The following is a 23623-nucleotide window of genomic DNA, read 5'->3' as shown; positions in this document are numbered from 1 at the left end:
TGAACAGAGTTAGAAAGGGCGGCCTAGGGGTCGCCCTTTTTCTGTGGTAGACTGAGATCAAAGGGAGGAAAATCACATGAAAACAATGATAAAGGCAATTGCGGTCGGTCTCATTTGCGCATCCCCGGCCTCTGCCGAAGATCCGGCCATCACCTTTGACTATGACGGCACATTCGAGGATGCGACCTTCGCGGTCGAGGATGCTATCGTCTCGAAAGGGTTGGTCATCGACTACCGCTCACGCACTGGCGACATGTTGGAACGCACCCGCGCGGATGTTGGCTCTGACGTCACGATATTTGATGCGGCCGACGTGTTTCTGTTCTGCTCGGCGGTGGTGTCGCGTCAGGTGATGGAGGCCGATCCGGCGAATATCGTCTATTGCCCCTATTCGATCTATGTCGCCGACCAAGCCGGAAAAGTCACCATCGGCTTTCCCAATTACCCCGATGGCCCGATGCAAGCGGTCGAAGATTTGCTGACAGAGATTGTCGAAGAGGCCACAAGCTTCTAAATGTAGCCTCTGAACCAAAGGGATGAGGCCTATGGACTGGATCGACCGATTTGCGGGGTTATCATCCCTTGAGCCGCGCGTGCGCGAACGGCTTGTGGCGCAATCGCAGATCGTCCATTTGCCTCTGGGTACGGTGCTGTTTGGACCGGGGAAAAGCCCGGAGAACCTGTTGTTGTTGCTCGAAGGCACGGTGCGGGTGCAACAAACCACCGAAGGCGGACGCGAGATTGTGCTTTACCGCGTTCACGCCGGTGAAAGCTGCGTTTTGACCACAGCGTGCCTCTTGGCTTATGAGGACTATTCCGCCGAAGGCATCGCGGAGACCGAGGTGGAAGCCGTGGCTATTCCGCGCCGGGTGTTTGACGATCTGGTGGCGAACTCTCAGAGCTTTCGCACCTTTGTCTTTTCCGCCTATTCGCGCCGGATCACCGATCTGTTTCATGTGATCGAAGAGATTGCCTTTCAAAAGGTCGATATTCGTTTGGCGCAAAAGCTGTTGGAATTGTCGAAAGGGGCGGGCAGGTTGAAAGCCACCCATGCGCAACTGGCCGCCGAATTGGGCACCGCGCGGGAAGTGATTTCGCGTCAGTTGCAGGAATTTCAACGCCGTGGCTGGGTTGAAACCGCGCGCGGCGAGGTGACGTTGGTCAACCCCGCCGCACTGAGAAACCTGTCAGAAGCGGCGTAACGCCTTACTTCTTCATTGGGCAGGTCGAGATCCCAAAGATGGAATAGAGCGGGCAGCTCGACATCAGGCCCGTGACCAAGGGAATGATCCCGAGCAGGTAAAGCCAGCGCATCGACGCATCCGGGTTCATGAAAAATCCGAGGATAAGGGCCGCGCCGACGACGATCCGCAAAATGCGGTCGATCTTGCCGATGTTCTGTTTGAGCATGGGAGTCTCCCTTTGTGACACTGATTTAACCATAGGCGGTTTTCGCCGCTCTGTCTGTGACAAACTCACAAGCGGCGCGGGACGGGTTTGATCCGCGTGAAACACGAAGGCTGTTCGGCATCTGCAAATGAAAACGGGGAACCCGAAGGCCCCCCGTCTCAATTGGTTCAATGTAGTGAAGTTTTAGTCCATCGCTTTGAAGTTCAAAGCCGCACCGTCTTTGATGCCGGAGAACCAGCGTGCGGTGACGGTTTTGGTTTTTGTGTAGAATTTGAACGCGTCCGGCCCGTATTGGTTCAAATCGCCAAAGGCCGATTTTTTCCAGCCGCCAAAGGAATAATAGGACAACGGCACCGGGATCGGGAAGTTGATGCCGACCATGCCGACATTGACGCGCGCGGCAAAATCGCGCGCCGTGTCGCCATCTGCAGTGTAGATCGCGGTGCCATTGCCGTAATCATTGGCGATGATCAGTTGCAACGCCTCTTCGTAGCTGTCCATCCGCACGGTGGAGAGCACCGGGCCAAAGATTTCCTCTTTATAGATGTCCATGTCGGGAGTCACATCGTCGAACAGCGAGGCCCCGGTGAAAAAGCCGTTTTCATAGCCTTGAATGCTCAGACCACGACCATCGACCAAAAGTTTGGCACCCTGCTCGACACCGGAGGCGATCAGGCCCTCGACGCGGGTTTTGGAGGCGGCGGTGATCAGCGGGCCGAAATCGACATCCGCACCCGCGGTGTAGGGGCCGACTTTGAGGGCTTCGATTTTGGGGATCAGTTTAGCGATCAAACGATCTGCGGTCTCTTTGCCCACCGGCACAGCCACGGAAATCGCCATGCAGCGTTCGCCTGCGGCACCATAGCCCGCGCCAACCAGCGCATCGGCAGCCATGTCCAGATCAGCGTCCGGCATGATGATCATGTGGTTTTTCGCCCCGCCAAAACACTGTGCGCGTTTGCCATTGGTTGCGGCGCGGCCATAAATATATTGCGCGATCGGGGTGGAGCCGACAAAGCCCACGGCCTGAATGGTGTCATGGTCCAAAATGGCGTCCACCACCTCTTTGTCACCATGGACAACCTGCAACACACCCTCGGGCAGACCCGCCTCGGTGAACAGCTCGGCCAGCATCAAAGAGGTCATCGGTGTGCGTTCAGAGGGTTTGAGGATCATCGCATTGCCCGCCGAAATCGCCGGGGCCATTTTCCACAGCGGGATCATCGCCGGGAAGTTGAACGGCGTGATGCCCGCAACAACACCCAGCGGTTGACGCATCGCGTAAAGGTCGATGCCGGGACCCGCGTCGCCGGTATATTCGCCCTTGAGCATCGCAGGCGCGCCCATGCAGACCTCAACCACCTCGAGCCCGCGTTGCACGTCGCCTTTGGCATCGGGCAGGGTCTTGCCATGCTCGCGCGACAGGCATTCGGCCAGCTTGTCCATGTTGTCGTTGATCAACTGACCAAAGCGCATCATCACCCTTGCGCGGCGCTGTGGGTTGACCTTGGCCCACGCCTGTTGCGCCACGGCGGCTTTTTGCACCGCTGCGTCCAATTCAGCAGGCGTGGCCAGCGGCACGCGTGCGATCACCTCGCCGGTGGAGGGGTTCAGCACATCTGAAAACCGACCGGAGGTTCCGGCGACCAAAGCACCGTTGATGTAATGTTGCAGCTCTTGCATGGGGGGGCTCCTTTTCATTTGCGCCACGGTAGCCTTGCGAAAATGAGTTAAAAAGAGGGAAGATTTCAAAAACATTTTGCAGTATTGCAAAGGGCGCGTGGTGAGACATCGGCGCGCTGGTATCCTGTACAGGTCACGAGGTTCGACAACTCTCATCAAGGGAAAGACACGCCTATGAGCATGAATTGGGACGATCTAAAGGTGTTTTTGGCGGTGGCGCGCACCGAAAGCCTGTCGGGGGCAGGGCGTCAGTTGAAAATTGATCCAGCGACGGTGGGGCGGCGGATCGCGCGGCTCGAAGAGGGGCTTGGTGTGGCGTTGTTTGCCAAATCGCCCCAGGGCTATGAGCTGACCCGCGACGGTGGACGGCTGTTGAGCCATGCGGAGGCGGCGGAACAGGCGGTGGCCTTTGGCGCCGAGGACATGAGCGGCGAGGGAGATCGGGGCCTGAAGGGCGTGATCCGGGTCGGTGCGCCGGATGGCTGTGCCAATTACGTGTTGCCGCGTGTGATTGCGCGAATCGCAGAGGCGCACCCGGACCTTGAGGTGCAAATCGTGGCCCAACCGCGCCTGTTCAACCTGTCCAAACGCGAAGTCGATTTTGTGGTGAGCGTCTCCGCGCCGACCTCCGGGCGGCTTTTGGTACAGAAGATCACCGACTATCACCTCTCGCTCGCCGGGATGAAATGGTACATGCGCCAACATGGCGAGGTGAGCAGGCTAGAGGATCTGTCGACCCATAAGATGGTCGGCTATGTGCCCGATCTGATTTTCGACAAGGAACTCGATTATCTTGAGGAAATCGGGGTTTCAAAGGTCGATTATACGTCAAATTCGGTCTCGGTTCAGCTCAACATGATCCGGGCCGGACTTGGATTGGGGGTCGTGCATGATTTTTGCCTGCCCTATGTGCCGCGTTTGACACGGCTTTTGCCCGATCAAATCCGCCTTAAACGGGCGTTTTATTTGGTCCGCCATGCCGACGATCGCAAGGTCGAGCGGCTGTCGCGTTTTGCCGATATGTTGGCGGTGGACATGCGCGCTGTGGTTGAAAGTCTTGAAGCCGAGACTTGACAGATACGGCCCGCTCAGTGGACGCTGAGGACAGGGAGACGATTGAACTCAAACACATAAGGGAGGGCCTATGCTTGTAGGACAAATTCTGAAATCGAAAGTCATTGGCGAAGCCATCACGATTCGCCCGGACATGACCGTGGGCGATGCGGCCGCACTTTTGTCGTCTCGCAAAATCGGTGCGGTGATTGTGGCCACAGACCCTGAGCGCCCCGAAGGCATCCTGTCCGAGCGCGATATTGTGCGCGAATTGGGCAAGACTGGCGGCGAGATTCTTGGGCATCAAGTCAGTGATTTCATGACCCGCAAACTGGTGAGCTGTGAGCCGACCGATACCGCGCTTGTTGTGCTTGAGCGGATGAGCCAGGGGCGGTTTCGCCACATGCCGGTGATGGAAGGCGACAAGATGATCGGCATCGTCTCGATTGGCGATGTGGTGAAAGCGCGTCTTGATGAATTGGCGATGGAAAACAACGCCCTTGAAGGGATGATCATGGGGCATTGAGCCCTCTCATCGCGGTTTGGTGTGATTATGACGGGGTGACGGGGCGTTCGCGCCCCAATCCCCTTGATTTTGCACCCGCAATATAGTTGCGTGCACCGCAGAAAGAGGAGGACCCCCATGCGCATCGGACTCTATCCCGGTACATTTGACCCTGTGACCCATGGCCACGGCGATATTATTCGCCGGGCCTGTGCTTTGGTCGATCGTTTGGTCATTGGCGTGGCAATCAACCGCGACAAGGGGCCGTTGTTCACGCTCGAAGAGCGGGTGGAGATGCTGAAACAGTACACAAGCCGTATTGCCGATGAGACAGGCTGTGAGATTGTGGTGCATCCGTTTGAAAACCTGTTGATCCAATGCGCCCGCGATGTGAATGCGTCGATCATTATCCGAGGTCTGCGGGCTGTGGCGGATTTTGAATACGAATATCAAATGGTTGGCATGAACCGCGCCCTTGATAGCAATATCGAGACCGTGTTTTTGATGGCAGATGCCAAACATCAGGCGATTGCGTCGAAACTGGTCAAAGAGATCGCCCGTCTTGATGGGGATATTTCCAAATTCGTGGCCCCCGACGTGGCAGACCGGCTTTTGGCAAAATTCAAGCGGTGATCACTTCTGCCGTCGAAAGGCGGCACTGCGAGATTATAAAAATCAGAGATGATAAAAGCCCCGCCGGGAAAACCCGCGGGGCTTTTTCATGAGAAACTGTTGGGGCGCTCAGCCGTAAATGGCTTGGCGGGCAAGGTCGCAGGCGCGGCTATGGTCCATGGCGAGATCAGTTTTGACCTTTTGCGGCAGGGCGTCCAATTCGGCGAGGGTGCGACGATAAGCGGCCCGTTTTTGAGCGGCGTTTTTCAGGTTGGCGAAAAGTTTCATGGTGCCGATCCTTTCTGGGCTATGATGAATTTCTGCCTCCTATATGCGCCTGAATTAGCGCTAACACCAATGCCGGTTCGCCAAAGGCGTCATGCGATTTTCGCATGGGTGAGGGTAAAACTGCATGGCTTTTGAGGGTGGGCTGTGCAGCACGCGCTCAGAAACTTGGGATGACGCCAATGGCCACAAAGCCTTTGAGAACGGTGTCCACCGCCACAGCCGCCAAAATCATCCCCATCACCCGGCTGACCACGGCCGCGCCGGTTTCGCGCAGTACCTTGAGGATGGGGGCGGCGGCCAAGAGGATCAGCAGAGTGATCAACAGGACAACGGTCATGATCGAGGCGGTCATCGCCTGATGCGCCATGGAAAACCGATCATTGTCGGTGAGCATGACCACGGCCAGCATTGCACCGGGGGAGGCGATGGAGGGCATCGCCAGCGGAAAGACGGCCACGCGGCGGGCCTGCACATGTTGGTCGGAGAGCGGTTTTTCGACCTGTGCGACCTCATGCGAGGGTTTGCCATCGCCAAAGATCATGGTGAGAGCAAAGAGGAAAAGCACCAGCCCGCCGGCGATTTGGAATGAGGGTAGGCCAAGGCCCAAAGCGTCCAAAATCACCTGACCAAACAGGATGAAGAGCAACAGGATGAGAAAGGCCGTCAACACCGCGCGTGCCGCAACCATGCGGGCCAATCGCGGCTCCAGACTGGCGGTTGCACCGATGAACACGGGCAGGGTGCCGATGGGATCAATGACGACCCACAGGGTGATGAATTCGCTCAGGAGGGTGGAGAGGTTGAACATGGGCACGCGCGTTTGGAGGGTTTGTTCTGAAATAGCCGCAGGGCAGGAGAACGCAAGAGGAGGTGGATCCGATTCGACCGCAAAGCGAAAAAAAGCGCCCCGAACCCAAAGGCTCGGAGCGCCCACTTCCCGTTCGCGCGGGATAGCTGCGTTTGTAACCGCTCGCTTACAGGAATTTGCCCATAGCGACGGCGGTGTCGGCCATACGGTTTGAAAAGCCCCATTCGTTGTCATACCACGTCAGAATGCGCACCATGGTGCCCTCCATGACTTTGGTCTGATCGCAATGGAAGGTCGAGCTGTGCGGATCGTGGTTGAAGTCCGAGGACACCAGTTTGCGGTCCGTGTAGCCGAGGATGCCTTTGAGCGGGCCGTTTGCAGCGGTGCGGATCAGCTCGTTGATCTCTTCGACCGTTGTGTCGCGCGCGGCTTCAAAGGTCAGATCGACGACAGAGACATTCGGGGTCGGCACGCGGATGGCAACGCCATCGAGTTTCCCATTGAGTTCCGGCAAAACCAGACCCACGGCTTTGGCAGCCCCGGTTGAGGTCGGGATCATCGACAAAGCGGCGGCACGGGCGCGGTAGAGGTCTTTGTGCATCGTGTCCAACGTCGGCTGATCGCCGGTGTAGGAGTGGATCGTGGTCATAAAGCCTTTGACGATGCCGATATTGTCGTTGAGCACTTTGACCACCGGCGCGAGACAGTTGGTGGTGCAAGAGGCGTTCGAGACGACGATGTCATCGGCGCTCAGTTGGTCATGATTCACACCGTAAACGATGGTCTTGTCGGCATTGGTGCCGGGGGCCGAAATCAACACGCGCGAGGCGCCGTTTTCGAGGTGCGCTTGGCATTTTTCTTTCGAGGTGAAAATGCCGGTGCATTCGAGCACAACGTCAATATGCGACCAGGGCAGGTCTGCCGGGTTGCGGATGGCGGTCACTGCGATGGGGCCACGGCCAACGTCGATGGAGTCTTCGGTAAAGGTGACTTCCACCGGGAAACGGCCATGCACCGAGTCGTATTGGAGCAGGTGAGCGTTGGTCTCGACCGGGCCCAAATCGTTGATCGCGACCACTTCGATGTCGGTGCGACCCGACTCAATGATCGCGCGCAAAATATTACGCCCAATTCGTCCAAATCCGTTGATTGCAACTTTTACGGCCATATCAGCACCTCCTATGACGCTTTGGCAGGAAAGAGGGCGATGGGAGAGGGCCCTCTCAGATGAGATCCATGATGGTGCGCTGTGGCAAATCCCGCCATGGAGAAATTCGTGAGCAATTCGTTGTTATCGCTAACATCACGATCCGAGCGAAAAGGTCAACCGGAATGCGACTTTCATCGCCAGAAGGCGACCAATTGCAGCAATTCAAGAAACTTACGGGTCAGAAAAAGAGAGCCGTGCCCCCCGTTCAGCCCAAAATCAAGACCGAGCGCGATCAAAATCACAATGGCGAGCCCGACGGCAATTTGGTTGGTCATGTGTAGCGCTAACTGTTTCTTTGACCGAACAATGCGTCAGGGAGGTAAAGAAAAAAAGGGTTCAGATCAAAAAAACAAAAAAAGGCCCGGCAAAGTGATGCCGGACCTCAAAACCTGTGGGGGCGTGCGCCCAGTGAGCTTAGTGCAGGCGGCCCATCGCAGCGGCGACATCGGCCATCCGCGCCGAAAAGCCCCATTCGTTGTCATACCAAGCGAGAACGCGCACGGTGCGACCGACGACTTTGGTCTGATCGGGCGCAAAGATCGAGGATTCGGTGGTGTGGTTAAAGTCGATCGACACTTTCGGCTCCGGATCATAGCCCAGCACCGCGCCCATGTGACCGGCGGCGGCTTGGCGCACGACTTCGTTCACATCCGCAACGGTGACGTCCTTGCTGGCCTGAAAGGTCAGATCGACGGCGGAGACGTTCGGGGTCGGGACGCGGATCGAGGTGCCGTCCAATTTGCCCGCAAGTTCCGGCAACACCAGACCCAGCGCTTTGGCCGCCCCGGTCGAGGTCGGGATCAAGGCCATGCTGGCGGCACGCGCCCGGTAGAGGTCTTTGTGGCGACGGTCATGGGTGGATTGATCGCCGGTGTAGCTATGGATCGTGGTCATGATCCCGCTTTCAATGCCGATGGCGTCGTTCAACACTTTGGCCAAGGGCGCGAGGCAGTTGGTGGTGCAAGAGCCGTTGGAAATGATCCGGTCTTCCGCCAAAATATCGCGGTGGTTCACGCCGAAAACCACGGTGCGCGCGACATTGGTGGCAGGCGCCGAGATCAACACTTTGCGCGCGCCGCGCTCAAGGTGAACGGCGGATTTCAGGCCGTCGTTGAATTTGCCAGTGCATTCGAGCACAACGTCAACGCCCTCCCAATCCAACTCCTGCGGATCGTAGGTGGACATGACTTTGATCGGGCCGTGGCCCAGATCCATCGTGTCGCCCTCAACGCGCACGGTGCCGCCAAAGCGGCCATGGACAGAATCGTATTTGAGCAAATGCGCGTTGGTTTCGATCGGGCCGGTGGCGTTGATTTTCACCACTTCAACCTCATTGAGGCCGGCCTCGGCAATATGTGCCAAGGTGCAGCGACCGATGCGGCCAAAACCGTTGATCCCAAGTCTGATGGTCATTCTTGCGTCTCCCGAGCTCTCTGTTGGCGGGGCATTGCCCGCCGTCCGTGCGGTTTCTGTGCGGTCTTTAGAGCGGTGTTTTGTGCGGCGAGTGGCAGGGGCCGCGGTTCGCAGACCGGCAGGATGTTGAGCGTGGTATACGGGCGTATGCTGCATAGGAAAAGTCTTTAGCGCCAACATGTTAGCGAAAACATAAAGGTTAGCGCAAACACTGCACAGTGATTTGGCGTCGATGGGGTTAACGGGAGGGGGCGAGGCTATGTGCCCACTCGGAAAAGCGGATCAAAAAGGCGCGGGCGTCTTGGGCTGTGTCTGGGTGGGTCACCAGCGCATGAATGTCCTCAGGCGATGATTTCATCACCGGGACGCGCAGAAAAATATCCGCCGCAAAGCCGGTGGACAGGGTCGAGAGCACCCGACGCAAGTCGGTCAGCATATCCTCACCACGATGAGAAGCATGGGCCAAAGCGATGGGCTTGCCAATTAACTCCTCGCCGGAGACCAACCAATCCAGAGCATTTTTCAATCCGCCGGGCAGGGCGCGGACATATTCGGGGCTGGCGATGATCACCCCGTCGGCGGCTTTGATCTGGGCGATGAAATCCGACACGGCTTTGGGGCGATCAGGCCCCTCAAGATCAGGCGAAAAGATCGGCAACTGCCCCAGCCCGTCACATATGGTGATCTTCATGCCCTCAGGCGCAACAGCAGACAGGGCATTGAGCAAGGCGGTGTTGGTGGAGGCGCGGCGAGTGCTGCCTGAAAGGGCAAGAATATGCATGGGCGTATGAACATCACTGTGCGCCAAAACGTCAATTCACAGAGGCGTCAGACCATGAAAAAGCCCGCGCATGTGGCGCGGGCTTTTGTGATCTTGATGTGGGGCGGTTTAGCCCAACAGCGCCTTGACTTGAGCTACGACATTTTCCGCGCTGAGGCCGAATTTGGCGTAAAGCTCTTCGGCCGGGGCGGACGCGCCAAAGCGGGTCATGCCGACAAACGCCTGTTTCGCTTCGCGGCCACGTTCGCCCAAAAGCCAACGATCCCAACCGCCATCGCGCACAGCCGCCTCAATGCCAACACGCACCGGACCTGCGGGCAGGACCTTGCGGCGGTAGGTTTCGTCTTGCTCGGCAAACAGCTCCATGCAGGGCATGGAAACGACACGGGTGCCAATGCCGTTGTCTTGCAGGATTTTGCGGGCCTCCATGGCGATCTCAACCTCAGAGCCGGTGGCGATGAGGATCGCGTCGCGTTTGCCTTCCGCTTCGGCCAGCACATAGGCGCCTTTGGCCACGAGGTTGGAGGTTTTATGCTCGACACGTTGCGTTGGCAGGTTTTGACGGGTCAGCACCAAGACAGACGGCGTTTTCTGCGAGGTCAGCGCGATTTCCCACGCTTCCGCCGTCTCGACCGTGTCACAGGGACGGATGGTCAAGGTGTTCGGCGTGGCGCGGCAAATGGCGAGATGTTCGACCGGCTGGTGGGTCGGACCGTCTTCGCCAAGGCCGATGGAGTCATGGGTCATGACGTAAGTCACCGGGATCTGCATCAACGCCGACAGGCGCATCGCGGGGCGGGCGTAGTCGGTGAAACAGAAGAAGGTGCCGCCATAGGGACGGATGCCACCATGCAACGCCATGCCGTTCATCGCGGCGGCCATGCCGTGTTCACGGATGCCGTAATAGACATAGCGACCCTTGCGGTTGGTCTCGTCAAACACGCCCATATCCGCCGTCAGCGTATTGTTGGAGCCGGTGAGATCGGCCGAACCGCCAATGGTTTCCGGCATGATCGGGTTGATCACCTCAAGCACCTTTTGCGACGAGGCGCGGGTGGCAAGGCTCGGTTGCGACTCGGAGATTTGTTTTTTGAACGCTTTGATCGTGGCGGAGAGCTTTTTCGGCACCTCGCCTGCAAACACCCGGTTGAATTCGATCTGACGGCGTTCGGATTGCTCGTCAAAACGGGCTTTCCATGCGGCGTGATCTTCGTGACCACGGGCACCAATGGCTTCCCATTCGGCTTTCACATCGGCGGCCACTTCGAACGGACCCCAAGTGACGCCGTAAGCGGCTTTGGCGGCGGCCAATTGATCGGCATTGGTCAATGCGCCGTGGCCTTTCGAGGTGTCTTGCGCCGCGTGACCCAGAGCGATGTGGGTTTTGCAGGCGATCATCGACGGTTTTTTGGACTTCTTCGCGGCCTCGATGGCGGCGTCGATTTGTTCCGGGTCATGGCCATCAATGGACTGTACATGCCAACCCGCCGCTTTGAAGCGCATCACCTGATCGGTGCGGTCGGACAGATCGACGGTGCCGTCGATGGTGATGTTGTTGTTGTCCCAGAACACGATGAGCTTGCCGAGTTTCTGGCGACCGGCCAGCGCAATGGCCTCGTGGCTCACGCCTTCCATCAAACAACCGTCACCGGCCATACAATAGGTGTAGTGGTTCTGAAGTTTCGAGCCGAACCGTGCGCGCAGGGATTCTTCGGCCATGGCAAAGCCGACAGCATTGGAAATGCCCTGACCCAACGGGCCGGTGGTGGTCTCAACGCCCTCAAGCAGGAAGTTTTCCGGGTGACCGGCGGTTTTCGCGCCCATCTGACGGAAATTTTTGATCTCCTCAATCGGCATCTCTTTGTAGCCGGTGAGATAGAGCAGGGAATAGATCAACATCGAGCCGTGGCCCGCAGACAAGATGAACCGATCCCGGTCCGGCCATGTCGGGGCGGAGGCGTCGAATTTCAGGTGTTTGCCAAACAAAACAGTGGCGACATCGGCCATGCCCATCGGCATCCCGGAGTGACCGGAATTGGCGGCGGCAACGGCATCGAGGGTCAACGTGCGGATGGCGGTGGCGCGCATCCAATGGTCGGGGTGCGCCTCGCGCAGGGTTGCGATGTCCATAAGCGGATCTCCTTGCTCTCCCAAAACAACCAAGTCGCGCGCGTAAGCCCCGCATTCCTTGGCTTTTCCGGCTTCGTGATAACGATGTGACAGCAAAGTGCAAGGCGGCGCGGGCGTTTGAGCGGGACATCTGCCCCTTTTCGCCGGTGTTTGGGGCTAACTTGGTCAGACATATTGGTAAAGCCTGCCCCATGCGCTAGGCTCTCGAATCAAGTGCGATAGGATGAGGCCCGTGCGCTTCGCCTTTGATGCCAAAGGAAGTTTCTGGTTTTGGCACCAAAGCGGGGCGGGGAAAGGTCCAGCCTGTCACTTGGACCAAACAGAGCAGAGACAAAGAAAGTCAAAGTGTGAGTGAACGGCGATGAATGATATTTCTGAATTCGAAGCCCGGATCACCGCGGCGCTGGAACGCATTGGGCGGGCTGTGGCTGTGGCCGAGGAGCGTGCTGAGGCGACGACGGGGGGAATCGCTTCTGAAGCGATGGAACTGGAACTGGGCCGGTTGACCGAGGCGTTGGAGGTGGAAAAAGCCGCCAACACCCAGCTCGAAGAGCGGGTCCGGGCGATCCATGATCGGCAAGAACACCATGTGGCGGCGCTCGAAGAAGAGGTCGAGACGCTACGGCGGCAACTGATGGACCATGACCGCGAGATGCAAAAACTGCGGTTGGTGAACACGCAATTGCGCGAAAACAATGCCGGGCTTCGGGCCGCCAATGCGCAAGGGCTTGGTGATGCGGCGCTGATTGATGCCGGGATGCGCACCGAACTTGAGGCGCTCAAAGTGGCGCGCGAGGCGGATGTGACCGAAATGGATGCGATCCTGACCGAGCTGCGCGCAGTTATGGCGCGTGTGGCCAATGGGGCCGCGCCAACCGACGTGCCTGCGCCGTCTGACCTGTCCAACGAGGAGGTGTGATATGCCCGAAGTGAAAATCTCGATCGGTGGACGTGAGTTTGAGGTCGCCTGCCAAGCGGGTGAGGAGCATTTTCTCAAATCCGCCGCCCAGCTTTTGGACAATGAGGCCTCGGTGTTGTCGAGCCAAATCGGGCGTTTGCCCGCCGAGCGGATGCTATTGATGGCGGGCTTGATGTTGGCGGATAAGACCGCAGGGCTTGAAGAACAGATGCGCGCGCTTGAGGCCAAACTTGGGGCACAAGAAGCCTTGATCGAAGAAATGCGCGCCCGTCCCACCCCGGCACCCGAGCGGGTCGAAGTGCCCGTGGTGCCCATCGAGGTGACCGATACTTTGGCCGAAATGGCGGCGCGGGCGGAAAGCATGGCGGCGGCGTTTGAAGAGCGGTTGGGCGTAAAAGATGCGATTTAAGGATTTGATCCTGTCGGCGGCCCTTGTGCCGTGTGCGGGGGTGGCGATGGCGGATGAGATGCCACAGATGGCCGCCGCGCCGGAGGTCTTTCACTACGTCTGTGAACGCGGCGTTGGTATTGATGCGGTTTACACCGGCACGGATGACGCCCCCGCTGCGGTGATCTATGCCGAAGGGCGGCTGATCTCCTTGTCACAGGCGGTATCGGCCTCAGGCGCGCGCTATGCAGAAGCCGTAGGGGCCTCTGGCTATGAGTGGTGGACCAAGGGCGACACGGCAACGCTGAGTTACTTTGACGCCAACTACGGCGAGTCCGTGACGCTTTTTGCCTTTTGCAACGTGGCTGAATAGCGCGAACGATACGGCCCTCAGCGGCATGAAAACCGGTATGAAAAAAGGCGCGCGGGATGAACCCATCGCGCCTTTTTCTTTGGGGCTTGCGTGGCTTAGACGTTGGCCGCGCGGATTTGTTCAGCTTTGTCTTGATCAAACACAACGCCTTTGTCCGCGAACATCTGATCCAACTCGCCTGACAAGGTCATTTCGATCACGATGTCACAGCCGCCGACAAATTCGCCTTTGACGTAAAGCTGCGGGATGGTCGGCCAGTCGGAGAACTCTTTGATGCCCTGGCGAATATCGGCATCGGCCAGCACGTCGATATCGGCATAGTCCACACCCATGAAATTGAGAATGCCCGCAACTTTTGACGAAAAGCCACATTGCGGCATCATTTTCGTGCCCTTCATAAACAGCACAACGTCATTATGGGTCACGGTCTTTTGGATGGTGTCTTGGGCAGTCATTGGAGTATCCTTTCAGCTGTCGCTCAGCACGGATGTGGGTGAGGGACTTATTCGGGGGCGCGGGTGGTCAAGGCGAGGGCGTGCAATTCACCGCTGTCGAGTTTTTCACGGATCGCGGCAGTGACGGCACGCTGTTGTTGCACCCGGTTCATCCCCGCAAACGATGCATCGACCACTTCGGCGGCGAAATGTTGCCCGTCGTCGCCTTGCACAACGATATGGGCGTCGGGAAAGGCCTCGCGGATCAGGTGTTCGATGTCGGTGGCAGTGATGGCCATGAATGGCGCTCCTTGATCTTTGGTGTTGGGCCAAATGTAAGGGCGCGGGCGCGGCGCTGCAAGCGGGTTTGGTGAGATCACTCGAAGCCACCTTGACGCAGGGCGTCGATAAAGGTGTCAAACGCCGCCGCCATTTTGTCCGTGTCGGACCAGGCCCGCGATAGACGGGTCAAAAGTGCGAGGCGCTCAGTTTCAAGCGCGGGCGGGAGGGCGAGGTGTTGGGCGGCCACGAGTTGTGTCATGCGTTCGTGCAGCGGCCGCAGCCGTTCAAAATCACGGATCATGGCGGGCAAAAGTTCGGGGGCATCGCGCCAGCTTTCGCCGTTGAAGCGCATCTGTGTCACCCGTTGCCCGGCCCCGGCGCAATCATAAAGCACACAGCCGGGATTGCCGATGGCGTTCAGTTCAGAGTGAACCGAGCAAAGATGACCTTTGAGATTGGGGCAGGGTGTACCCGCCGGTTTGTCGAAGGCAAAAAGATCGCCTTTGTCGAGCGTCAGCCCAACACAGCACAGCGCCGCGCAGTTGGAGCAATCAGAGGCGAGATCGGGCAGGTCCATCCGGGGTCCTTATAACGGAACAGACCCGCGCGAACGCGGGCCTGATTGTGTGTGTCTCGCGGCGAAAGACTTAGCCGAAGATCTCGCCAAAGCTGGTGCGGTAGATCGTGGAAAGCTCCGCGAGAGGCGCGGAGGCACCACCCATGCTGACGGTATCGCCGCCGAATTTGCCAACCGTGGAGATGGCAACCCCGGCTTGACCTGCCGCGACCATGAGGGCTTCGGCTTGATCAAAGGTGCAGGCCACGAGGTAGCGGGCTTGGTCTTCGCCAAAGAGCGTGGCGGTGTCGTCGCTGTCCAGATGCACGCCAACGCCAGCCTCGTCGGCGAGTTCAAACGCCGCCAAAGCCAGCCCGCCATCGGAGAGATCGGTGACCGCGTTGATCAGTTTGCCATGGGTGCGCAGGAATTCGCCATTGCGTTTTTCCGTTGCCAAATCAACATGCGGCGCATCGCCATCTTCGCGGTGGAAGACTTCGGCCAAAAGCGCGGATTGGCCGAGGTGACCATGGGTTTCGCCAATCAAAACAGCCACATCGCCATTTTGCGCCAGACCGGAAATGAGATCGTCCTCGGAGGCGATCAGACCCACGGCACCGATGGTCGGGGTCGGCAGGATGCCCTCGCCGTCGGTTTCATTATACAGCGAGACGTTGCCCGACACGATCGGCATGTCGAGGAAGGACACCGCCTGACCGATGCCATCGAGCGCGCCGACAAACTGGCCCATGATCTCGGGCTTTTCCGGGTTGCCGAAGTTGAGGTTATCGGTGGTCGCCAAGGGGGTCGCGCCGACGGAGATCAGATTGCGATAGGCTTCGGCCACCGCCTGTTTGCCGCCCTCAACCGGATTGGCTTTGACGTAGCGCGGTGTCACATCGGAGGTGAAGGCCAGCATCTTGCCGGTGCCATGGACGCGGATCACGCCCGCACCAAGACCTGGCGCGCGCACGGTGTCGGCCATGACCTGAGTGTCGTATTGCTCGTAAACCCAGGCTTTGGACGAATAGTTCGGTGAGGAGATCAGACCCTTGAGACCATCAATCGGATCAATCTGCGGCACATCTGCGACCTGTTCGGCGGCAGGCGTCGGCACCCACGGACGATCATATTCGGGCGCAGAGGAGGCCAGAGTGGAGAGCGGCAAATCGCCTTTGCATTCGCCGTTGTGCATGATCAAGAAGCGGTCTTCGGCAATGGTTTCGCCGACGATGGCGAAATCGAGGTCCCATTTTTCAAACACCGCGCGGGCCTCGGCCTCTTTTTCGGGCTTGAGCACCATCAACATGCGCTCTTGGGATTCGGAGAGCATCATCTCGTAGGCGGTCATGTTGGGTTCGCGCTGTGGCACGTTTTCAAGGTCAAGGCGGATACCAAGGTGCCCCTTGTCGCCCATTTCAACCGCTGAACAGGTCAGACCCGCCGCGCCCATGTCCTGGATCGAGATCACAGCGCCCGTGACCATCAGCTCAAGCGTGGCTTCCATCAGGCATTTTTCGGTGAACGGATCGCCGACCTGAACGGTGGGGCGTTTGTCTTCGATCGTGTCATCGAATTCAGCCGAGGCCATGGTCGCGCCACCGACGCCATCACGGCCGGTTTTGGCCCCCAGATAGACCACGGGCATACCGACGCCCGAGGCGGCAGAATAAAAGATTTTGTCGGCATCGGCGAGACCGGCAGCAAAAGCGTTCACAAGGCAGTTGCCGTTATAAGCGGCATGAAAGCGGACTTCGCCGCCCACGGTGGGGACGCCGAAACAGTTGCCATAGCCGCCGACACCTTCGACGACGCCGTGGACCAACTGTTTGGTTTTCTTATGATCTTTGACACCAAAGGAGAGCGAATTCATCGCCGCAATCGGACGCGCGCCCATGGTGAACACATCGCGCAGAATACCGCCAACACCCGTGGCCGCGCCTTGGTAAGGCTCAATGTAGGAGGGGTGGTTGTGGCTTTCCATTTTGAACACCACGGCCTGACCGTCGCCAATATCGACGACACCGGCGTTTTCGCCCGGACCACAGATCACTTGCGGGCCGGTTGTGGGCAATCCGCGCAGGTGTTTTTTTGAGGACTTATAGGAACAATGTTCGTTCCACATCGCCGAGAAAATCCCAAGCTCAGTAAAGCTCGGCTCACGGTTCAGAATACGCAGGATTTGTGCGTATTCGTCCGGCTTGAGCCCGTGGGCGGCGATCAGGTCCTCGGTGATCATTGGCTCGGTCATAGTATGTCCCTCGGCGGCAGCTGTCTTTCCCGCGTTCTCTTAGGGCAAGTGGGGCCAATGGGGAAGGGGCTAAACGGCGCTGTGGGGTATCGGAGCTGTGCTTTGAGGGGAAGTGTTGGAGGAGGAGTGTTGGTGAGGCGCGCGCAGGCACATGTCAAATCCGCGAGAGACGCCGAGACAGAGCATGGCGACGGCCAAATAAAGTCGTGGGTCAAAAAATCGGGGGTCACATAAGGTGGCGGTCAAAAAAAAGGCCGAGCAAAAGCTCGGCCCAAGTCCAACAGGGAGGTAAAGCCGCTAGGAGTTGCCTCATTCGGCGGCTTCATTGATGCATTTAGGGGCGGTTTGTGAACGGTTCAAGGTATTTCCATCACATTTCACGCAATGCCGATATGCTGATTGCGCATAGCTCGCGTAACCTCGGCAAAACATTGACCAAAAAGTCAAAGATGCGGATCAGTGTGATCCTTCGTCGTCGCGCATGTTCTTGCGATGGGCGCTGATTTCTTCGGTGATGAAGTCGCGAAACACTTCGATCCGTTTGGAATGACGCAATTCTTCGGGGTAGGCGAGGAACACCGGCACTTCGCCACTTTCCAAATCGGGCAGTACACGCACAAGATCCGGCGCGCTTTCGACAAGGTAATCGGGTAAAACACCAATCCCCAAATGGTTGAGCACGGCCTGAAGCACGCCGAAATAATTGTTCACGAAAAGTTTCGAGCGGATGTCATGTTCATTCAACTCTTCGACCAACCGCGCGCCAGCGGCGACTTGATGGGCGTTCGGGTTTTGGCAGATCAACCGATGGGTGGAAAGATCGTCCATGGTGAGCGGTGTGCCGTGTTCGGCCAGATATTCCTTGGTGGCAAACAGGCGCATCCGGATGTTCATCAGCCGTTTGCGGATCAGATCGGCCTGAGACGGTTCTTTCATGCGGATCGCCACATCGGCCTCACGCATCGGCAGGTCCAACACGCGTTCTTCAAGCATCAGGTCGATTTTGAGCTCGGGATATTTGGCATAGAGTTTGGAGAGGCGCGGCGCGAGCCAGAGCGTGCCAAAGCCGGTGGCGGTGGTGACACGCAATTCGCCGTAAACCTCTTCTTCGCTGTCGCGAATGCGCGCGGCGGCGGCGTCCAGACGTTTGGCCATGGAGCGGGTGGCGTCAAACAGCAATTCGCCCTGTTCGGTCAGGATCAGCCCACGGGCATGTCGGTGAAACAGGGTGGTGCCGAGTGATTCTTCGAGCGAGCGTATCTGCCGCGACACGGCCGATTGGCTCAAATGCAGGGTATCCCCTGCATGAGTCAGCGATCCCGCGTCTGCCACGGCGTGAAAAATTCTAAGTTTGTCCCAGTCCATACCCGTCACCTGTTAAAAGACCACACATATTTAAGTCTCACACATCTACCCTACGCTAACATAATGTGGGTGTGAGGTCATTTGGGCGTTTCATTCGCGTTTTTCGCACAGATCGCAAGAGGAATGCATTGCGCTAACACAAATTGGCAGAGACGAGCGAAGGAAATGCAAGTTTTTAAGGCAGTGCATTGGCGGGTTCGTGCCGATTGGCCTTTGGGCGTGGACGCGATATAGTCGTGGACCGCGAACGGAAGGGACAGTAGGGCCATGCAAGAGCAACTGAGGCACAGTCCGACGGCCAAATGGCAAAAGGCCAAATGGAGCGAGCGGCAGGTGGCGCGCGATATTTCCTATGCCAGTTCTGCGGGCACGCGCACGGGGCGGGTTCTGATCCGGTTGATGGAGAATGCGACGGGGCGCTTGTCGCTGATCCGGCGGGCGAAGGGGTATAACCTTGATGTCGCCGAGGGGCGCGATTTCTGGGCGGTGATGGTTGAACGCTATGGGTTGGAGCTTGAGGTGATCAACGGTGCGTTGGATGCGATTCCAGCTACCGGACCTTTGATCATTGTAGCCAATCATCCTTATGGCATTTTGGACGGGTTGATGTTGGGGCATATCCTGTCCGTGGTTCGGGGTGATTTTCGGATTTTGGCCCATAGCGTGTTTAAACGTGCCGAAGACATTGACCGCGTGATCCTGCCAGTGTCGTTTGAAGAGACGAAAGAGGCAGTGGCGCTCAATCTGGCGACGCGCAAGGAGGCACTGTCCTATTTGGACGCAGGCGGATGCATCGGGATTTTTCCGGGTGGCACGGTGTCGACGGCGGCGCGCCCGATGGGACGGCCGATGGACCCGGGCTGGCGGGCCTTTACGGCAAAGATGGTGGCAAAATCCGGGGCGACGGTGGTGCCGCTCTATTTCGACGGGGCCAATTCGCGGCTGTTTCAATTGGCCAGCCACCTGCACACGACCCTGAGGATGGGGCTTTTGATCCGGGAATTCCGCGCCAAAATCGGCGCACCCGTGCGGGTGTCGGTGGGAGCACCGATCGGGCCGGAAAAATTGGCACAATTTAAGGGTGACCCGAAAAAGTTGATGGATTTTCTGCGCGCCGAGACCTATGCCTTATCCTCAACCCCGATGCCAAATCCGGCTTTGGGGTACGAGTTTGAAATCAAACACGGGGCCAAACCCCGCAAGGGTCTTAAAGACCGATATTAAACAAGGGTCTAAAGGACCGGTATTGAACATGGCAGTGGGTATTTTTGACAGCGGGTTGGGTGGTCTGACGGTTTTGGATGCAGTGTCCAAGCGGTTGCCAGACGTGCCTTTTGTGTATTTCGGCGACAATGCCCATGCCCCTTATGGCGTGCGCGACGCGGATGACCTCTACAATCTGACCACGGCGGCGGTGGAGCGGCTTTGGGCGGCGGGCTGCGATTTGGTGATTCTGGCCTGTAACACCGCGTCGGCTGCGGCGTTGCGGCGGATGCAGGAAAGCTGGATTCCTTCGGACAAGCGCGTGTTGGGCGTCTTTGTGCCGCTGATCGAGGCGTTGACCGAACGGCAATGGGGCGACAATTCGCCACCGCGCGAAGTCGAGGTCAAACATGTGGCGCTGTTTGCCACCCCCGCGACCGTGGCCTCACGCGCCTTTCAACGCGAATTGGCGTTTCGTGCCATTGGAGTCGATGTCGAGGCGCAGGCCTGTGGCGGTGTCGTGGATGCGATTGAGGACGGCGATATGATCCTGGCGGATGCTTTGGTGCGCTCGCATGTGGACGCGCTCAAACGCAAAATGCCGCATCCGGGCGCGGCGATTTTGGGCTGTACCCATTATCCGATCATGCAAGACGTGTTCCAAGATGCGTTGGGCGCGGAGGTGAAAGTCTATTCTCAGGCCAATCTGGTGGCCGCGAGCCTTGAGGATTACCTCAAACGCCACCCAAAGATGATTGGCACCGGCACCGAGTCGATGTTCCTGACCACGGGTGACCCGGCCAAGGTCTCCCGCGGGGCGACGCAGTTTTTGCGACGACCGGTCACGTTTCAAAAGGCGTGATCGCCAAAGAGTGACCCGTTTGATACCCCGCGCGGTCCTGTCGCAATTGCGGCGGGGCGCGTTCCTCCCTAGATTAGAGTTCAACCGAGCCTCTCAGAGGCTCGATGCACGAAAGAGACACCGATGACCCATAAAATCGCCATTCTGGGCGCGTCCGGCTATACAGGGGCCGAGCTTGTCCGTTTGATCGCCACCCATCCGTCGATGGAGATCGTGGCGCTGTCTGGTGATCGCAAGGCGGGCATGGCGATGGCCGATGTCTATCCGCATCTACGCCACATGGACCTTCCGGCGCTGTGCAAGATCGAGGATATTGATTTTGCAAATGTCGATCTGGCCTTTTGCGCGCTGCCCCATGCGACCTCCCAAGCGGTGATCAAAGAGCTGCCTGCGACGACGAAAGTGGTGGACCTGTCTGCCGATTTCCGGCTGCGTGACCCGGCTGAATATGAGAAATGGTACGGCAAACCGCACTCTGCGGTCGAGTTGCAAAAAGAGGCAGTGTACGGCCTGACCGAATTTTACCGCGATCAGATCAAGACCGCGCGGCTTGTGGCCGGGACCGGCTGTAACGCCGCGACCGGGCAATTCATCCTGCGGCCTTTGATTGGCGCCGGGGTGATCGACCTCGATCAGATCATTTTGGATCTCAAAGTGGCGGTCTCCGGCGCTGGGCGGGCGCTGAAAGAGCATCTTTTGTTCGGCGAGCTTGAAGACAACAGCTTTGGCTATTCGGTCGGCGGAAAACACCGGCATTTGGGCGAATTTGATCAGGAGTTCTCCCTGGTCGCGGGCCGCGATGTACGCATTCAATTCACCCCGCATCTGATCCCCGCCACCCGTGGCATCTTGGCCACTGCCTATGTTCAGGGCGAGGCGAGTGCGGTGCATTACGCGCTGGCTGATGCCTATATGAACGAGCCGTTTATCAAAGTGCTGCCACTAGGGCAGGTGCCGGCGATGAAACATGTGCGCGGCTCAAATTTCTGTCATATTGGCGTGGTGGAGGATCGTATCCAAGGCCGGACCATCGTGGTGGGGGTGATCGACAACCTGACCAAAGGCTCGTCTGGTCAAGCGATCCAAAACGCCAACCTGATGCTTGGGCTCGATGAGACCGCCGGTCTTATGAACGCACCGATGTATCCGTAACATTGTCTCACAGGAGGACGCCATGGCCGGTTTGAAGACCCTGAAAAAGACCCGTCGCATTCAAGTGATTGCGATTGCCGCCGTGGCCCTTGTGGTGGCCGTGTCGCTGATTGGCTATGCCTTTCGCGATGGCATCAATCTGTTTCGCTCGCCCACGCAAGTGGTCGAAGAACCACCGCGCGCGGGCGAGATTTTTCGCATCGGCGGGTTGGTCGAAGAGGGCAGTTTGGTGCGCGGTGAGGGCACCCATGTGACCTTTAGCGTGACAGACACCAATGAGACGATTCCGGTGCGCTTTGAGGGTGTTTTGCCGGATTTGTTTGACGAAAATCAGGGTATGATCGGCACCGGCAGCCTGCAAGACGGGGTGTTTGTGGCAACCGAAATCCTGGCCAAACACGACGAGTCTTATATGCCGAAAGAGGTTGTGGACGCATTGAAAGAGCAGGGGCTTTACAAAGAGCCGGAGAGCTAAGTCTTTCTGAATAAATCGTAAAATCGTGCCCGCGCGCTCAAGTCCACGAGCGTTAACCTTTTTGCGCAACCTTGATCCCATCAATTGGTGGGATTGAGGCATATGAAAACAGTACAACAGATCGCAGACGAGATCATTGCCCGTGAGGGCGGATACGTCAACGACCCCGACGATCCGGGCGGGGCAACCAAATATGGCGTCACCATCGGCACGATGCGCACGCTTGGCGTCGATGTGGATGGCGATGGGCGGGTGACGACATCCGACCTGCGCAAGTTGACGCGGGTTCAGGCGCGCGACATTTTTGTCGAACATTACTTTCACCGCCCCCGCATCGACGAATTGCCCCCGGTTTTGCAAGCCAGCGTGTTTGACATGTATGTCAACGCGGGCGGCACTGCCGTGCGGATTTTGCAGCGGCTTTTGACCGATATGGGTCAGAGGATTGCGGTGGATGGGGCGATTGGGCCGCAGACCATCGAGGCCGCGCATATTGCGCAATCTTTGGCCCCGCATCACTTGGCCGACGCTTACGGCATTGCCCGGCGCAATTACTATTACGCTCTGGCAGATCGCCGCCCGACCTCACGCAAATACGCGCGCACACGCAAGGGCGGCAAAGGCGGCTGGATCACCCGCGCGGAGGACTTTATCTCGCCGCGTTATCACCTGACAGATTCTGAGCATGCAGCGCGGGTGGCGTCATGGGGATAATCGGCAGGCTGTTCGCGGTGATCTTTGGCGACGGGCGCAATCTGGTCAAAGACACGGCCGAAGTGTTTTTCGAAAACAAAGAGGCGGGCGCGGTGCGCGAGGCCAATTACCGCAGTTCCGCGATGCAACAATTCGCCGCCGAATTTGCGGTGGAACGCAAAGGCGCGTTTGATCGGCTGATGGATGCGCTCAATCGCGTGCCTCGCCCGTTGATGGCCTTTGGCACCATCGGGCTGTGCGTTTCGGCCATGGTCGATCCGCTGTGGTTTGCCTCAAGGATGCAGGGAATCGCGCTGATCCCGGAGCCGCTGTGGTGGCTTTTGGGCACCATCGTGTCATTCTACTTTGGTGCCCGCTATCAGGTGAAATCGCAAGAGTTTCAACGCTCTGTCGCTGCCACTGTGGCGCAAGCCCCGATTGTGACCGCCAATATCGCGGCGCTCAAGGCGCTTGAAGCGGGGGCGCAGGGGCAGGGTGTTCCGCCTGTGGCATCTCACCCCTCTTGGGAGGCCAAGCCGATCTATGTGCCGGGGGCAGAGGCGGAGAATCCCGCCCTTGAGGCCTGGAAAGGGGGCCGGAATGAGTGATGCGTTGATTGCCGCTGTCTCTGAACACGGGCCTTGGGTGTTGATGGTGTTTTTCCTGCTCTATCGCGATGCGCAAAAGGATCAGGCGACCCGTGATGTGCTCAACAAAAACACGCAGATTTTGGTGGAAATGACCACGATGATCCGCGAACGGCTGCCGAGGGGATGA

At 58.1% G+C, this 23623-nt stretch carries 29 protein-coding genes; 15 read left to right on the top strand and 14 right to left on the bottom strand.

Annotated elements, in window-relative coordinates; translation table 11 throughout:
* Positions 1-76 precede the first annotated feature (76 nt).
* The gene (locus B30_RS07940) at positions 77-514 is read left to right on the top strand and encodes a DUF302 domain-containing protein (protein ID WP_009571528.1); all 438 of its coding nucleotides are present in this window, start codon (positions 77-79) and stop codon (positions 512-514) included.
* A 31-nt stretch (positions 515-545) separates the two neighbouring features.
* The gene (locus tag B30_RS07935) at positions 546-1202 is read left to right on the top strand and encodes a Crp/Fnr family transcriptional regulator (protein ID WP_009571527.1); all 657 of its coding nucleotides are present in this window, start codon (positions 546-548) and stop codon (positions 1200-1202) included.
* 4 nt (positions 1203-1206) lie between these two features.
* Here B30_RS07935 and B30_RS07930 read toward each other — a convergent pair whose 3' ends face one another.
* Positions 1207-1410 carry a YgaP family membrane protein gene (locus B30_RS07930; protein ID WP_009571526.1) on the bottom strand — a complete coding sequence of 68 codons (204 nt, stop codon included), beginning with the start codon at positions 1408-1410 and terminating at the stop codon, positions 1207-1209.
* 183 nt (positions 1411-1593) lie between these two features.
* The gene (locus B30_RS07925) at positions 1594-3093 is read right to left on the bottom strand and encodes a CoA-acylating methylmalonate-semialdehyde dehydrogenase (RefSeq protein WP_009571525.1); all 1500 of its coding nucleotides are present in this window, start codon (positions 3091-3093) and stop codon (positions 1594-1596) included.
* A 180-nt stretch (positions 3094-3273) separates the two neighbouring features.
* Here B30_RS07925 and B30_RS07920 point away from each other — a divergent pair, with 180 nt between their 5' ends.
* The 3 genes from B30_RS07920 to coaD all read left to right on the top strand — a co-directional run bounded on the left by B30_RS07920 (position 3274) and on the right by coaD (position 5284).
* Positions 3274-4167: a LysR family transcriptional regulator gene (locus tag B30_RS07920; RefSeq protein ID WP_040402080.1), complete on the top strand. Its 894-nt coding sequence runs from the start codon at positions 3274-3276 to the stop codon at positions 4165-4167.
* A 70-nt stretch (positions 4168-4237) separates the two neighbouring features.
* A complete protein-coding gene (locus B30_RS07915) occupies positions 4238-4672 on the top strand; it encodes a CBS domain-containing protein (RefSeq protein ID WP_009571523.1) in 435 nt (144 codons plus the stop codon).
* Between the two features lie 117 nt (positions 4673-4789).
* A complete protein-coding gene (coaD, locus tag B30_RS07910) occupies positions 4790-5284 on the top strand; it encodes a pantetheine-phosphate adenylyltransferase (RefSeq protein ID WP_009571522.1) in 495 nt (164 codons plus the stop codon).
* Positions 5285-5392: 108 nt separating this feature from the next.
* On the opposite strand, the gene B30_RS22365 is transcribed toward coaD, so the two are convergent.
* The 7 genes from B30_RS22365 to tkt form a co-directional block, all read right to left on the bottom strand.
* Entirely contained in the window at positions 5393-5551 is a 159-nt protein-coding gene (locus B30_RS22365; protein WP_193217567.1) for a hypothetical protein, read from the bottom strand.
* A 157-nt stretch (positions 5552-5708) separates the two neighbouring features.
* Entirely contained in the window at positions 5709-6359 is a 651-nt protein-coding gene (locus B30_RS07905; protein ID WP_009571521.1) for a MarC family protein, read from the bottom strand.
* 166 nt (positions 6360-6525) lie between these two features.
* Positions 6526-7527, bottom strand: coding sequence for a type I glyceraldehyde-3-phosphate dehydrogenase (gene gap / locus B30_RS07900; protein WP_009571520.1), 1002 nt, complete (start codon positions 7525-7527; stop codon positions 6526-6528).
* A gap of 173 nt (positions 7528-7700) precedes the next feature.
* Positions 7701-7844, bottom strand: coding sequence for a hypothetical protein (locus B30_RS22360; protein ID WP_040402006.1), 144 nt, complete (start codon positions 7842-7844; stop codon positions 7701-7703).
* A 139-nt stretch (positions 7845-7983) separates the two neighbouring features.
* On the bottom strand, positions 7984-8982 hold the full coding sequence (gap, locus tag B30_RS07890) for a type I glyceraldehyde-3-phosphate dehydrogenase (RefSeq protein WP_009571519.1): 999 nt from the start codon (positions 8980-8982) through the stop codon (positions 7984-7986).
* Positions 8983-9220: 238 nt separating this feature from the next.
* Positions 9221-9763 (bottom strand): NADPH-dependent FMN reductase, encoded by a 543-nt coding sequence (locus B30_RS07885; RefSeq protein ID WP_009571518.1) that lies wholly within the window; start codon positions 9761-9763, stop codon positions 9221-9223.
* A gap of 108 nt (positions 9764-9871) precedes the next feature.
* Positions 9872-11893: a transketolase gene (tkt, locus tag B30_RS07880; RefSeq protein WP_009571517.1), complete on the bottom strand. Its 2022-nt coding sequence runs from the start codon at positions 11891-11893 to the stop codon at positions 9872-9874.
* 361 nt (positions 11894-12254) lie between these two features.
* Between tkt and B30_RS07875 the strand changes: the two genes are divergently transcribed.
* From B30_RS07875 to B30_RS07865, 3 genes are read left to right on the top strand one after another with little or no spacing between them, the layout of a single operon-like run.
* Positions 12255-12812, top strand: a complete 558-nt coding sequence (locus B30_RS07875) for a hypothetical protein (RefSeq protein ID WP_009571516.1) — start codon at positions 12255-12257, stop codon at positions 12810-12812.
* Position 12813: 1 nt separating this feature from the next.
* The gene (locus B30_RS07870) at positions 12814-13221 is read left to right on the top strand and encodes a cell division protein ZapA (RefSeq protein WP_009571515.1); all 408 of its coding nucleotides are present in this window, start codon (positions 12814-12816) and stop codon (positions 13219-13221) included.
* The gene (locus B30_RS07865; protein ID WP_009571514.1) at positions 13211-13573 is read left to right on the top strand and encodes an MliC family protein; all 363 of its coding nucleotides are present in this window, start codon (positions 13211-13213) and stop codon (positions 13571-13573) included. Before B30_RS07870 ends, B30_RS07865 begins: the two co-directional genes overlap by 11 nt.
* A 95-nt stretch (positions 13574-13668) precedes the next feature.
* On the opposite strand, the gene grxD is transcribed toward B30_RS07865, so the two are convergent.
* From grxD to B30_RS07840, 5 genes are all read right to left on the bottom strand, one after another.
* Positions 13669-14028, bottom strand: a complete 360-nt coding sequence (grxD, locus tag B30_RS07860; protein WP_009571513.1) for a Grx4 family monothiol glutaredoxin — start codon at positions 14026-14028, stop codon at positions 13669-13671.
* Positions 14029-14075: 47 nt separating this feature from the next.
* On the bottom strand, positions 14076-14306 hold the full coding sequence (locus B30_RS07855) for a BolA/IbaG family iron-sulfur metabolism protein (RefSeq protein WP_009571512.1): 231 nt from the start codon (positions 14304-14306) through the stop codon (positions 14076-14078).
* A gap of 77 nt (positions 14307-14383) precedes the next feature.
* Positions 14384-14866 (bottom strand): hypothetical protein, encoded by a 483-nt coding sequence (locus B30_RS07850; RefSeq protein ID WP_009571511.1) that lies wholly within the window; start codon positions 14864-14866, stop codon positions 14384-14386.
* Positions 14867-14936: 70 nt separating this feature from the next.
* Positions 14937-17096 carry a phosphoribosylformylglycinamidine synthase subunit PurL gene (purL, locus tag B30_RS07845; protein WP_009571510.1) on the bottom strand — a complete coding sequence of 720 codons (2160 nt, stop codon included), beginning with the start codon at positions 17094-17096 and terminating at the stop codon, positions 14937-14939.
* Positions 17097-17552: 456 nt separating this feature from the next.
* Positions 17553-18461, bottom strand: coding sequence for a LysR family transcriptional regulator (locus tag B30_RS07840; RefSeq protein ID WP_009571509.1), 909 nt, complete (start codon positions 18459-18461; stop codon positions 17553-17555).
* Between the two features lie 267 nt (positions 18462-18728).
* On the opposite strand from B30_RS07840, the gene B30_RS07835 reads away from it, so the two are divergent.
* The 7 genes from B30_RS07835 (at position 18729) to B30_RS22355 (ending at position 23623) form a co-directional block, all read left to right on the top strand.
* Positions 18729-19685 (top strand): lysophospholipid acyltransferase family protein, encoded by a 957-nt coding sequence (locus B30_RS07835; RefSeq protein WP_009571508.1) that lies wholly within the window; start codon positions 18729-18731, stop codon positions 19683-19685.
* Positions 19686-19713: 28 nt separating this feature from the next.
* Positions 19714-20526 (top strand): glutamate racemase, encoded by an 813-nt coding sequence (locus B30_RS07830; RefSeq protein ID WP_009571507.1) that lies wholly within the window; start codon positions 19714-19716, stop codon positions 20524-20526.
* Positions 20527-20649: 123 nt separating this feature from the next.
* Complete coding sequence (argC, locus tag B30_RS07825; RefSeq protein WP_009571506.1) at positions 20650-21678, top strand: N-acetyl-gamma-glutamyl-phosphate reductase; 1029 nt, start codon at positions 20650-20652, stop codon at positions 21676-21678.
* Between the two features lie 31 nt (positions 21679-21709).
* Positions 21710-22153 (top strand): cytochrome c maturation protein CcmE, encoded by a 444-nt coding sequence (gene ccmE / locus B30_RS07820; protein ID WP_009571505.1) that lies wholly within the window; start codon positions 21710-21712, stop codon positions 22151-22153.
* A gap of 102 nt (positions 22154-22255) precedes the next feature.
* A complete protein-coding gene (locus tag B30_RS07815; RefSeq protein ID WP_009571504.1) occupies positions 22256-22867 on the top strand; it encodes a holin-associated N-acetylmuramidase in 612 nt (203 codons plus the stop codon).
* The gene (locus B30_RS07810; protein WP_009571503.1) at positions 22858-23454 is read left to right on the top strand and encodes a holin family protein; all 597 of its coding nucleotides are present in this window, start codon (positions 22858-22860) and stop codon (positions 23452-23454) included. Before B30_RS07815 ends, B30_RS07810 begins: the two co-directional genes overlap by 10 nt.
* Entirely contained in the window at positions 23447-23623 is a 177-nt protein-coding gene (locus B30_RS22355) for a hypothetical protein (RefSeq protein WP_176832808.1), read from the top strand. Before B30_RS07810 ends, B30_RS22355 begins: the two co-directional genes overlap by 8 nt.

It is taken from the genome of Celeribacter baekdonensis B30 (genome assembly GCF_000299875.1).
In the GTDB taxonomy this organism is placed as follows: domain Bacteria; phylum Pseudomonadota; class Alphaproteobacteria; order Rhodobacterales; family Rhodobacteraceae; genus Celeribacter; species Celeribacter baekdonensis_A.
The sequence above is the reverse complement of the archived record's forward strand: the minus strand, read 5'-3'. Positions and strand labels throughout refer to the sequence as shown.

Excerpts from the sequence above, each read along its gene's own strand:
- B30_RS07875 (WP_009571516.1), top strand. The coding sequence starts at position 12,255 with ATGAATGATATTTCTGAATTCGAAGCCCGGATCACCGCGGCGCTGGAA.
- B30_RS07840 (WP_009571509.1), bottom strand. The coding sequence starts at position 18,461 with ATGGACTGGGACAAACTTAGAATTTTTCACGCCGTGGCAGACGCGGGA.
- B30_RS07865 (WP_009571514.1), top strand. The coding sequence starts at position 13,211 with ATGCGATTTAAGGATTTGATCCTGTCGGCGGCCCTTGTGCCGTGTGCG.
- B30_RS07935 (WP_009571527.1), top strand. The coding sequence starts at position 546 with ATGGACTGGATCGACCGATTTGCGGGGTTATCATCCCTTGAGCCGCGC.
- B30_RS07855 (WP_009571512.1), bottom strand. The coding sequence starts at position 14,306 with ATGGCCATCACTGCCACCGACATCGAACACCTGATCCGCGAGGCCTTT.
- B30_RS22365 (WP_193217567.1), bottom strand. The coding sequence starts at position 5,551 with ATGAAACTTTTCGCCAACCTGAAAAACGCCGCTCAAAAACGGGCCGCT.
- B30_RS07905 (WP_009571521.1), bottom strand. The coding sequence starts at position 6,359 with ATGTTCAACCTCTCCACCCTCCTGAGCGAATTCATCACCCTGTGGGTC.
- B30_RS07920 (WP_040402080.1), top strand. The coding sequence starts at position 3,274 with ATGAATTGGGACGATCTAAAGGTGTTTTTGGCGGTGGCGCGCACCGAA.
- tkt (WP_009571517.1), bottom strand. The coding sequence starts at position 11,893 with ATGGACATCGCAACCCTGCGCGAGGCGCACCCCGACCATTGGATGCGC.
- B30_RS22360 (WP_040402006.1), bottom strand. The coding sequence starts at position 7,844 with ATGACCAACCAAATTGCCGTCGGGCTCGCCATTGTGATTTTGATCGCG.
- B30_RS07810 (WP_009571503.1), top strand. The coding sequence starts at position 22,858 with ATGGGGATAATCGGCAGGCTGTTCGCGGTGATCTTTGGCGACGGGCGC.
- gap (WP_009571520.1), bottom strand. The coding sequence starts at position 7,527 with ATGGCCGTAAAAGTTGCAATCAACGGATTTGGACGAATTGGGCGTAAT.
- coaD (WP_009571522.1), top strand. The coding sequence starts at position 4,790 with ATGCGCATCGGACTCTATCCCGGTACATTTGACCCTGTGACCCATGGC.
- B30_RS07940 (WP_009571528.1), top strand. The coding sequence starts at position 77 with ATGAAAACAATGATAAAGGCAATTGCGGTCGGTCTCATTTGCGCATCC.
- gap (WP_009571519.1), bottom strand. The coding sequence starts at position 8,982 with ATGACCATCAGACTTGGGATCAACGGTTTTGGCCGCATCGGTCGCTGC.
- B30_RS07915 (WP_009571523.1), top strand. The coding sequence starts at position 4,238 with ATGCTTGTAGGACAAATTCTGAAATCGAAAGTCATTGGCGAAGCCATC.
- argC (WP_009571506.1), top strand. The coding sequence starts at position 20,650 with ATGACCCATAAAATCGCCATTCTGGGCGCGTCCGGCTATACAGGGGCC.
- B30_RS07885 (WP_009571518.1), bottom strand. The coding sequence starts at position 9,763 with ATGCATATTCTTGCCCTTTCAGGCAGCACTCGCCGCGCCTCCACCAAC.
- B30_RS07870 (WP_009571515.1), top strand. The coding sequence starts at position 12,814 with ATGCCCGAAGTGAAAATCTCGATCGGTGGACGTGAGTTTGAGGTCGCC.
- B30_RS07850 (WP_009571511.1), bottom strand. The coding sequence starts at position 14,866 with ATGGACCTGCCCGATCTCGCCTCTGATTGCTCCAACTGCGCGGCGCTG.
- B30_RS07830 (WP_009571507.1), top strand. The coding sequence starts at position 19,714 with ATGGCAGTGGGTATTTTTGACAGCGGGTTGGGTGGTCTGACGGTTTTG.
- purL (WP_009571510.1), bottom strand. The coding sequence starts at position 17,096 with ATGACCGAGCCAATGATCACCGAGGACCTGATCGCCGCCCACGGGCTC.
- B30_RS22355 (WP_176832808.1), top strand. The coding sequence starts at position 23,447 with ATGAGTGATGCGTTGATTGCCGCTGTCTCTGAACACGGGCCTTGGGTG.
- B30_RS07930 (WP_009571526.1), bottom strand. The coding sequence starts at position 1,410 with ATGCTCAAACAGAACATCGGCAAGATCGACCGCATTTTGCGGATCGTC.
- B30_RS07815 (WP_009571504.1), top strand. The coding sequence starts at position 22,256 with ATGAAAACAGTACAACAGATCGCAGACGAGATCATTGCCCGTGAGGGC.
- grxD (WP_009571513.1), bottom strand. The coding sequence starts at position 14,028 with ATGACTGCCCAAGACACCATCCAAAAGACCGTGACCCATAATGACGTT.
- B30_RS07925 (WP_009571525.1), bottom strand. The coding sequence starts at position 3,093 with ATGCAAGAGCTGCAACATTACATCAACGGTGCTTTGGTCGCCGGAACC.
- B30_RS07835 (WP_009571508.1), top strand. The coding sequence starts at position 18,729 with ATGCAAGAGCAACTGAGGCACAGTCCGACGGCCAAATGGCAAAAGGCC.